Annotated in this window: 11 protein-coding genes and 1 riboswitch; of the genes, 9 read left to right on the forward strand and 2 right to left on the reverse strand. The window is 47.3% G+C overall.

What is annotated here, in order from left to right; all coding sequences use genetic code 11:
- Positions 1 to 19: 19 nt before the first annotated feature.
- Positions 20 to 1,279, reverse strand: coding sequence for a pyridoxal phosphate-dependent aminotransferase (locus VN105_RS21860; protein WP_325644193.1), 1,260 nt, complete (start codon positions 1,277 to 1,279; stop codon positions 20 to 22).
- A gap of 385 nt (positions 1,280 to 1,664) precedes the next feature.
- On the opposite strand from VN105_RS21860, the gene dnaN reads away from it, so the two are divergent.
- The 3 genes from dnaN to VN105_RS21875 all read left to right on the forward strand — a co-directional run bounded on the left by dnaN (position 1,665) and on the right by VN105_RS21875 (position 4,268).
- Positions 1,665 to 2,783 carry a DNA polymerase III subunit beta gene (dnaN, locus tag VN105_RS21865; protein ID WP_325644195.1) on the forward strand — a complete coding sequence of 373 codons (1,119 nt, stop codon included), beginning with the start codon at positions 1,665 to 1,667 and terminating at the stop codon, positions 2,781 to 2,783.
- 343 nt (positions 2,784 to 3,126) lie between these two features.
- Positions 3,127 to 3,960, forward strand: a complete 834-nt coding sequence (locus VN105_RS21870) for a sterol desaturase family protein (protein WP_325644197.1) — start codon at positions 3,127 to 3,129, stop codon at positions 3,958 to 3,960.
- A gap of 56 nt (positions 3,961 to 4,016) precedes the next feature.
- Positions 4,017 to 4,268 (forward strand): hypothetical protein, encoded by a 252-nt coding sequence (locus tag VN105_RS21875; protein ID WP_079471620.1) that lies wholly within the window; start codon positions 4,017 to 4,019, stop codon positions 4,266 to 4,268.
- Here the strand turns inward: VN105_RS21875 and VN105_RS21880 are convergent.
- Positions 4,265 to 4,741: a lipocalin family protein gene (locus tag VN105_RS21880; RefSeq protein WP_325644200.1), complete on the reverse strand. Its 477-nt coding sequence runs from the start codon at positions 4,739 to 4,741 to the stop codon at positions 4,265 to 4,267. The two genes, VN105_RS21875 and VN105_RS21880, sit on opposite strands and share 4 nt — an antisense overlap.
- Positions 4,742 to 4,804: 63 nt before the next feature.
- Positions 4,805 to 4,915: riboswitch (TPP riboswitch) on the forward strand.
- Positions 4,916 to 4,966: 51 nt separating this feature from the next.
- Between VN105_RS21880 and thiS the strand changes: the two genes are divergently transcribed.
- The 6 genes from thiS to VN105_RS21910 all read left to right on the forward strand — a co-directional run.
- A complete protein-coding gene (thiS, locus tag VN105_RS21885) occupies positions 4,967 to 5,170 on the forward strand; it encodes a sulfur carrier protein ThiS (protein ID WP_325644202.1) in 204 nt (67 codons plus the stop codon).
- 83 nt (positions 5,171 to 5,253) lie between these two features.
- Positions 5,254 to 7,110 (forward strand): phosphomethylpyrimidine synthase ThiC, encoded by a 1,857-nt coding sequence (gene thiC / locus VN105_RS21890; protein WP_325644204.1) that lies wholly within the window; start codon positions 5,254 to 5,256, stop codon positions 7,108 to 7,110.
- Between the two features lie 41 nt (positions 7,111 to 7,151).
- A complete protein-coding gene (locus VN105_RS21895; protein ID WP_325644206.1) occupies positions 7,152 to 7,841 on the forward strand; it encodes a hypothetical protein in 690 nt (229 codons plus the stop codon).
- Positions 7,817 to 8,569, forward strand: a complete 753-nt coding sequence (locus VN105_RS21900; protein WP_325644208.1) for a hydroxymethylpyrimidine/phosphomethylpyrimidine kinase — start codon at positions 7,817 to 7,819, stop codon at positions 8,567 to 8,569. The genes VN105_RS21895 and VN105_RS21900 overlap by 25 nt, the downstream gene beginning before the upstream one ends.
- On the forward strand, positions 8,566 to 9,198 hold the full coding sequence (locus VN105_RS21905; protein ID WP_325644210.1) for a thiamine phosphate synthase: 633 nt from the start codon (positions 8,566 to 8,568) through the stop codon (positions 9,196 to 9,198). The genes VN105_RS21900 and VN105_RS21905 overlap by 4 nt, the downstream gene beginning before the upstream one ends.
- Positions 9,186 to 9,902: thiazole synthase (locus tag VN105_RS21910; protein WP_325644212.1), on the forward strand; the 717-nt coding region annotated here is incomplete at its 3' end. The genes VN105_RS21905 and VN105_RS21910, both read left to right, overlap by 13 nt.

Genomic DNA, 9,902 nt, shown 5'->3' on the forward strand with positions numbered 1-9,902 from the left:
AAGACAAAAGCCGAAGCTTTTATTTCAACTTTTCAAGCGCTGCCTGCAGCTTTTCGAACATCGCCGGAATTTCTTCTTTCACGCAGGTACCTACGCTCAGCCTGTACCATGGAGAAGTTTTAGCCGATCCGAAAGCGGAGAATGGCACTAACGCCAGTTTCGCCTCATTAAGTATGTAGGAAGTTACAGCCGCCTGATCTGCGAGCGCAGTACCATCAGCCATTTGTTTGCCAACCAGGTCAAATTTAACGGTGAGGTAAATGGCCGCCTGCGGGGCAATAGCTTCTACTTTATGACCGGCTGCTTTCAGTTTGTCGAAGCCTTGGTAGATTTTCACCAGTCGTTCTTCGATTTCACCTTTAAAGTGCTGCAGGTATTTATCCACATTCTCTTTCTGAACCAGGTAGCGGGCGGCAGCTTTCTGTTCTGCCATCGGGCTCCAGGCGCCAACATGGGAAAGGATGGATTTCATTTTACCGATTACATGAGCAGGTCCTAATGCCCAGCCAACTCTAACGCCTGTGGCAGCGAAAGCCTTACTCATACCATCAATGAAAACGGTATAATCCCTCATTTCAGGGCGGAGACTAACCGGGTTGTGGTGAAGGGTTTCACCAAAGGTAAGCACCCAGTACATCTGGTCGAACAATACATAGAGGGGCTTTTCGTCCGCACCTCTGCTTTTGTTTTCAGCCAGCACCAGGTCGCAGATCTCTTCCAGCTGTTGTTTGCCGAAAGCGGTACCGGTTGGGTTCTGCGGAGAGCAAAGAGCCAGGAGGGTAGCGCCTTTCAGGAGCGGCTTCAGTTCCGCTGCTGTAGGCATGAAGAAGTTCTCTGCCTTGGTTTCCAGCACCACATGTTCCGCTTCCAGGAAGTGGGTGTAGTGATTGTTATTCCACGACGGGGTAGCATACACTATTTTCTCGCCACGGTCAACAATAGTTCTGAAAGTAGCATAAATGATCGGGCGGCCACCGCAGGAAATAACGATTTCCTTTGCAGGATCGTAGGAGATACCCTCACGCTCAGCTATAAAGCCACCTACTGCCTGTCTTAACTCCGCGATACCATCAGCATGAGGATAATTGGTCAGGTGTTCCTTATAGGCTGTTATGATTTCCTGTTCAAATTCAACGGGGATAGGAAACACCTTCGGGTCAAAATCCCCGATCGTGAAGTTGTATATCTTCTCACCCTTGGCCTGCTTCTCCTTTATTTCAGCTGCTAACTTAATGATTTCGGATCCAATCAACGTTTCGGCTAAATGAGACAGTTTCATAACCTGCTTTTTTTTGTTGGTTTGTAATAATTTTTCAGCGCGGCAAAAGTAACCGATTTGAAGATAATTTAAAAGAATAGGGAAATTCTTTTCACTTCCATTAATAAATGATAGAGGTTATTGCATCCTGTCTAATACGAAGGGGGTTTTTCGTTACTTCCGTTTAGTATTATACTAAACAGAAATATATGAATGACTGCAAATCGTTGTGTAAAACCATGTTATCTTAGTGTATAAGATGTGATGAAATTAAGGGGAACAACAAAACTTTCTATCTTTGTTTACATTACATTTGACCTTTTATGTGGGGACAGGTGAAATAAGGGCGACACGCCCTAAAGGTTATACCCTTCAACAAAAAATGATAAGCAAACTTATATAAACCATGAAATTTATTGTTTCTTCCTCTACTTTATTAAAACAATTACAACAGATCAGCGGGGTTATCAATTCAAATACAGTATTGCCTATACTGGAGGACTTCATGTTCCTGATTGACAAAAACGAACTGACTGTAGTTGCAACTGACCTGGAAACTGTTATGCGGGTGAAGCTGGAGGTGGAAGCCAAGGAAAGCGGCCGGATCTGTATCCCGGCGAAGATCCTGATGGATTCCCTCAAAAATCTGCCCGACCAACCGCTGACTTTCCACATTGACCTGAACTCCTACGCAGTGGAAATCACTTCAGACAATGGTAAATATAAAGTGATGGGGGAAAACCCGGAAAACTTCCCGAAAGAACCGGCTGCCGATGATACCACCTCTTTCACAATGGCCGCTACCGGCCTGGTTACCGCCATCAATAAAACCTTGTTCGCCGTAAGCAACGACGATCTCCGCCCGGCTATGACAGGCGTATTCTTCGAACTGGCGCCAGACAGTCTTACCTTTGTTGCCACCGATGCACACCGGCTGGTAAAATATGTAAGAACAGACGTGAAATGCCCGCAGGCCGACAGCTTCATCGTACCTAAAAAACCGCTGAACCTGCTGAAAGCAGCTCTGCCTGATAACGATAGTGAAATTAAAATTGCCTATAGCCAGAACCATTTCTTCGTACAGCACGAAGGCGCACAGATGATCTGCCGCCTGATTGATGCCCGGTTCCCGGATTATAAGGTAGTAATACCAAAAGACAATCCTTACCGCCTCACCGTGGTAAAAAGCGATTTCCAGAACGCCCTGAAACGTGTAGGCGTATTCGCCAATAAAAGCACCAACCAGGTGGCGTTAAGCATCACCGGCAGCGAACTCCAGTTATCTGCCCAGGATGTGGACTTCTCCTTTGAAGGTAACGAACGCATGAGCTGCCAGTACACCGGCGATGATATGCAGATTGCTTTTAACGCGAAGTTCCTTATTGAAATGCTGAACGCAGCCGAAGGAGACGAAATCTCTATCGACCTGGCTACCGCCACCAAAGCAGGTATCCTCAGACCTTCCGAAAAAGAAGAAAATGAAGATCTCCTGATGCTGGTAATGCCACTCATGCTGAACAACTAACCAGGTTGTTAGGCAAATGCTAAAAAGATAAATACTTATAGCTAAAATCTTATACATAAAGCAATCTCTGACAAAGAGGTTGCTTTTTTCTTTGCCTGTGGCCCAAAAGAGCCCTTTTTATATTCCCCAAATAGTTGTAATTTTTATCCGGGATCAATGATGAAAAATCCGTCATAGATTCAAGGCAGTAACGCAAGGATAATAACAGTAACGTATATATGTTTTACTGTGTATTATAAATAAATCCACTTCCCCCATATCCACTGCAGAGATCTTGTTGGCCTGGTTAAGGAGAACCACATAGCAGAGCGTAATAATACCGTTATAAATATTTTACCAGCACATGGTAAGTTTTTTTGAAAATATTCCATCAGTATACCGTACCGCCATCCTGGTAAGCGGGCTCTTGTTGCTATGGATTATTGAGGGCATGGCGCCCCGGTTCCGTTTTGGCAGCAACCGCTACCGGCATGCCGGTACTAACCTCTTCTTTACATTAACTACGGTGATTGTAAATACAGGACTGGCATTCCTTATTGTAAAAGCATCGCGGTGGACAAGCAGCCAGCAGTTCGGGATCCTTTACCTGAAGCAGCTTCCGCTGTGGCTGCACACGGTACTGGCATTATTACTGCTGGATTTTATAGGGGCATGGCTCATACATTGGGTGCAACACAAAACGGCCTGGATGTGGCAGTTCCATAAGATCCATCATATAGATACACAAATAGACGCCACTACCGCCCTGAGGCACCACCCGGTGGAAAGCCTGCTGAGAGTAATAGCTCTTTTTGCCGCTATTATGATCCTCGGAGTGCCCTTCTGGATGGTAATGTTGTACCAAAGCCTCTCGGCATTCATGTCGCAGTTCAATCATGCCAATATCCATTTGCCGCAATGGCTGGATAACGCGCTTAGCTGGGTCATTGTATCGCCGGATATGCATAAGGTACACCATAGCCATTACCAGCCGGAAACAGACGCTAATTATGCCAATATATTCTCTATATGGGATCGTCTCTTCGGCACTTTTATAAAAGTGCCGGATACACAGGCAATCAGATACGGACTGGACGAGTACCAGGACGCCCGCTACCAGGAAATAGGATCCCTGTTAAAAGTGCCCTGGGAACATGATAATGTGACAAAGGAAAAGATCAGTAGTCAACATAAATAAATACCTGTTTGCAAAACAAATTATTCCTTCACCTGTCTTTTAAAATTCGAATACATATGCAACACTCAACAGCATTAACAAAAACGGCCTGTATATCAGCGCTCATCATTGGTGTACTGTCGGCAGCATTCGCTTTCAGTACGCACACTCCTTCCTATGCAGTTACCGCAGGTTCAGTAGCTATAGTAATAGGTCTTGTTTCCCTGTATATAGGAAGAAAAAATATTGACGATATGCAGCTTGCCGCTGCCGGCGTATTTATGGCCGTGGTAGCCTGCCTGGTAGGACTCTGGCAGCTCTACAATTAATTGCTCCTATGGTATTTTTCCACATAGCCCTCGGCGGCTTTCACCGGAAACAGTACCAGTGAAGTATCAGAAAGTTCTTTTATAATAGTCGTATCCACTATAGTGGAGGTATCTTTTACGCCTTCGGAATGATTCCATAACAACAAGGTGTCGTGCGTCAGCAACCATTTTTCGTATACCAGCGTGTACATGTTAATGGACCTGGCGGTTCCGTTCTTTCTTAGCTGAAAACCCTGAGTTTCCCTGTCCAGGCCCGCTACGGGCTGTATCCACTTTCCTATGAGCTTAGCTGCATCAATATGCAGCGTATCCGCAACAGCAGCAATGCTGTCAGTAATGCCGGCATTACTGCTGTCTGCGATCATACTAACCAGGCTGCTGTCGTCCTGTAATTCTTCCTTCTCCACTTCCTTCTTACTTCCGTTACAGGCAACCGCCAGTACCAATAAACACAGTAAACTGAATCGTACCATAATTTAAAAATACACAATTCATCATTTGTAATGCAAATTTTAAATATTTCCATTACTTTTACACCTACACTTTAGGGGTGTTTATCCGGTATAAGTTTAAACGGATAAACTGAGATGATACCCTCAGTACCTGAAGCAGCTCATACTGCCGTAGGGAAAAGTAACTGAACCTTTCTCATCTTCCACATCCTTAAAGTTTATTGTTTCACTTAAATTCCAATTAACATGGAAGTGCATGTAAACAATAAACTTTATGCGGTGCAGCCAGGAATAACCATTGCTGCACTCTTACAGTTTATTCAGATCTCTGCTCAAAAAGGCATTGCAGTAGCCGTCAACAACCAGGTGATACCTAAAACCTCCTGGGAAAACCAATCATTATCTGCAGCCGATAACATTACTATTATCCGGGCTACCCAGGGCGGCTAAACCCTGCATTTATTTTTCGTATAGTCTTTTCCGTAATACAATATTACGGAACCGGCATTTCTATCTCTAAAAAACCAGACATCATGCATAATCAGCCTGTGGCACTCAGCCGCACACCATTTCCTGCCTCGCAGAAAATATATGTAAACGGAAGCATTCACCCGGTAAAAGTAGCCATGCGCAAAATAACGCTCACGGATACACGCATTCATGGAAAAACAGGTGAAGCTGTTCCCAACGATCCGGTAGTGGTATATGATACCAGCGGCGCCTTCTCCGATCCGGATATCCATATAGATGTTAGCACCGGCATTCCCCGCATCCGGGAAACATGGATCAGCAACCGGAAAGATGTGGAACAGCTCCCGGAATACTCCAGCCCGTTTGTAAGGGAACTGATGAAAGATGGCGGCAAAATGCCGCTGATGAGCCACACGCATAAACCCCTGCGTGCTAAAGCCGGGCAAAATGTAACCCAGTTATATTACGCACAACAGGGCATCATTACACCTGAAATGGAGTACATCGCCATCCGGGAAAATCAACTGGCAGATCAGTTATCTGAACAAAATAATTCCCTCTGGCACCAGCATAAAGGCCAGAGTTTCGGGGCCAATACACCCGTGAAATTTATCACGCCTGAATTTGTACGCCAGGAAATCGCTGCCGGCAGGGCCATTATTCCCTCCAATATTAATCATCCGGAAAGTGAACCAATGATCATTGGCCGCAACTTTCTCGTGAAAATAAATGCCAATATCGGCAACTCCGCTGTTACCTCCAGTATAGAAGAAGAAGTGGAAAAAGCAGTATGGGCATGCCGCTGGGGCGCAGATACCATTATGGATCTGAGCACCGGCAAAAATATACATGAAACCAGGGAATGGATCATCCGTAATTCACCAGTACCCATTGGCACCGTACCCATTTACCAGGCACTGGAAAAAGTAAATGGAAAAGCGGAAGCGCTTACCTGGGAAATTTTCCGCGATACCCTCATAGAACAGGCCCAACAAGGCGTTGATTACTTTACCATCCATGCCGGTGTGCTGCTCAGGTATATACCGCTAACGGCTAAACGCGTAACCGGCATCGTATCGCGCGGAGGCTCCATCATGGCTAAGTGGTGCCTGGCACACCACAAAGAAAATTTCCTATATACGCATTTCGAAGAAATTTGTGAGATCATGAAAGCGTATGATGTTTCTTTTTCCCTGGGAGATGGATTACGCCCCGGCAGCATTGCCGATGCCAACGACGCTGCCCAGTTTGCAGAACTCGAAACACTCGGAGAACTCACCAAAATAGCCTGGAAACATTCCGTGCAGGTGATGATCGAAGGGCCCGGCCATGTGCCCATGCACCTTATCAAAGCCAATATGGACAAGCAACTGGAGCATTGTCACGAAGCACCTTTTTATACATTAGGGCCTTTAACCACCGACATTGCACCTGGCTATGATCATATTACCTCCGGCATCGGCGCCGCTATGATAGGCTGGTTCGGCTGCGCCATGTTATGCTACGTAACGCCGAAAGAGCACTTGGGCTTACCTGATAAAGAAGATGTGCGGCAAGGCGTGATCACCTATAAAATTGCCGCGCATGCTGCCGACCTTGCCAAAGGTCACCCGGGCGCCCAACACCGGGACAACGCCCTTAGCAAGGCCCGCTTTGAGTTTCGCTGGGAAGACCAGTTCAACCTGGCCCTGGACCCTGAAACGGCCCGTGCTTACCACGACGAAACACTGCCGGCAGACGGCGCCAAAATAGCGCACTTCTGTTCTATGTGCGGACCTAACTTCTGCTCCATGAAAATCACGCAGGAGGTACGCGACTTTGCTGCGCAGAAAGGACTGGAAGAAGATGACGCCATGAGCGCCGGCATGAAAGAAAAAGCTGCCGCCTTCGCTGAACAGGGAGGGGAAATTTATTTGTAAGGACTACTTACAGGTTGAATACACAAAAAAATTTAACTGCTTTGATCTGGATCATCACATCACCTGAACGTATATACGAAGAAGCGCCTGTTATTACCGCATTGCTGGCGGCAGGCGCCACACGCATACTGTTAAGGAAGCCGGGATGGTCCACTCAGCAGTATACCCGCTTACTGGATAAAATCCCTGCTGAATATTACAGTCAGCTTATGATCCGGGACCAGCCACTACTTGCCTGCAGGTATAAACTAGCCGGTGTTCACTGGAGTGGTGAAGCCCGCCTGCAGATGCACCCAGCTGTTGCAGGTGGTAACACCGTATTAACAAACGGGGAAAATACCGGTATGGAGGAAATGTGGCCGGTTTCCGGTCAAAGGAAGCAACAATTCCGTTACCTGTCTCCGGAAAATTTTAAAGAAAACAGCACTGGTATACATTCAGCAAAAGAGCTAACGTTAACGAGCACACGTTTTAATACATTGCTGTTAAGCCCGGTATTCAACAGCATCTCCAAGCCTGGCTACCATGGCCGGCATACTGGAATGCTCCCGGAGAAAAACAACCGGCAGGTACTGGCTTTAGGCGGCGTGAATCATACTAACGTACACTTATTAAAAAACTGGCAATTTGATGGCGCAGCATTGCTGGGAGCTATCTGGAAAACACCGGCACAAGCCGTGGAAACTTACTGCCGTATACAGCAACTATGGAACAAGAGCGACCTGACGTGATGAGCTTTGCCGGCCTGGATCCCAGCGGGGGAGCGGGTTTATTGGCAGATATCAAAACATTTGAACAACACATGGTAAACGGAATGGGTGTTTGCACCGCCATTACGGTACAAACACCTGAACAGTTCATATCCGTAGAATGGCTACCGGTAACGCATATACTGGCCCAGGCAAAACCATTGCTGTGCAATAAACGCCTCCAATATTGCAAGATCGGGATCATGCCGGATATACAATCGTTGCTTGAACTGGTACAACAGGTAAAGCAATTGTGCCCTGGCATACGCATCGTTGTGGATCCCGTACTGAAAGCATCTGCCGGCTTTTCTTTCCATGGCAGTATTCATCAGCAGGCCTGGAAAGCATTGCTTTCCGAAATATACCTGCTAACGCCCAACTACGATGAGGCGCTGTTATTAACGGGCCTTACGGACGGGGAGGCGGCGGCCAGGGAATTATCCACCGGATGCGCCGTACTGCTGAAAGGAGGCCATCATAAAAACAAGCCGGGCTATGATACGCTTTACACCGGCAACGTGATCTACACCTTTCCCCCGGTGCTGAAGGAAGTATTCCCGAAACATGGCTCTGGTTGCGTGTTGTCGGCGGCCATTACTGCGGGCTTAGCCAAAGGTTTATCATTGCATGACGCATGTGCTAACGGCAAAGCATATACGGAAAAATTATTAGCCAGCCATTCATCATTAACAGGATATCATCACATATGATCAGCAACTTACATTACATATCGCAACCATCACATACCGATAACATACTGGCTGCCTGCGACGCAGGTTGCAAATGGATCCAGCTCCGTATTAAAAACGAAACGCCGGATAAAGTAATGCCGGTGGCAGAAGCGGTAAAAAAGATCTGCGACCGCTACCAGGCCGCCCTTATCATCAACGATTACCCGCAGATAGCGGTGGCGGTAGAAGCAGCAGGCGTACACGTGGGCAAACTGGATATGACCGTAGCTGCCGCCCGCGCTATTACCGGCAAAAATATGATTGTTGGTGGTACTGCCAATACCCTTGCAGATATCCTGCAACATGTACAGGATGGCGCCAGTTATGTGGGCGTAGGTCCGTACAGGTTTACTACCACCAAGCAAAATTTAAGTCCCATACTGGGCCTTAGCGGTTACCAATCTATCCTGCAGGCCCTGAAAGAAAAACAGATAGCCGTTCCCGTTATTGCCATTGGCGGTATTGTGCAGGAAGATATTCCGGGGCTGATGGAAGCCGGCATTCATGGCATTGCCGTTAGCTGGATGATTACGCATGCATCGGATAAACAAACCGTTGTTAATCGCATTCATGAACAGTTAAAACAATTATCTACATGGAGCCATTAGTTATTGCCGGCAGGGAATTTAATTCCCGCTTATTCGCCGGCACCGGTAAATTTTCTTCTCCGGAAGTAATGGAAAGCGCCCTGCTGGCATCCGGCAGTGAGCTGGTTACCGTAGCGCTGAAACGGGTAGACATGGATAATAAGGCAGATAATATGCTGCGTCACCTGTCGCATTCAGGCATACACCTGCTTCCCAATACATCCGGTGTGCGCACAGCCAAAGAAGCCGTATACGCCGCGCAGCTGGCCCGTGAAGCCCTGGAAACCAACTGGATCAAGCTGGAAATCCATCCTGATCCCCGGTACCTGATGCCCGACCCGGTAGAAACCCTACTGGCAGCAGAGGAATTGGTAAAACTGGGGTTTGTGGTACTTCCATATGTACATGCAGATCCGGTACTCTGCAAGCGGCTGGAAGATGCAGGCACTGCTGCCGTAATGCCGCTTGGTGCACCGATCGGAAGTAACAAGGGATTGAAAACCTTTGATTTCCTGGAGATTATTATTGCGCAAAGCAACATCCCCGTGATCGTGGATGCGGGCATTGGCAGTCCTTCCCATGCTGCGCAGGCCATGGAAATGGGCGCTGCGGCGGTATTAGTAAATACGGCCATTGCCATTGCCCGGAATCCCGTGCAGATGGCCGCTGCCTTTAAAGCAGGAGTAGAGGCGGGGCGGATGGCGTATGAAGCCGGTTTGCCTGCC

The sequence above is a fragment of the Chitinophaga sp. genome (assembly GCF_035564935.1).
Taxonomy (GTDB): Bacteria; Bacteroidota; Bacteroidia; order Chitinophagales; family Chitinophagaceae; genus Chitinophaga.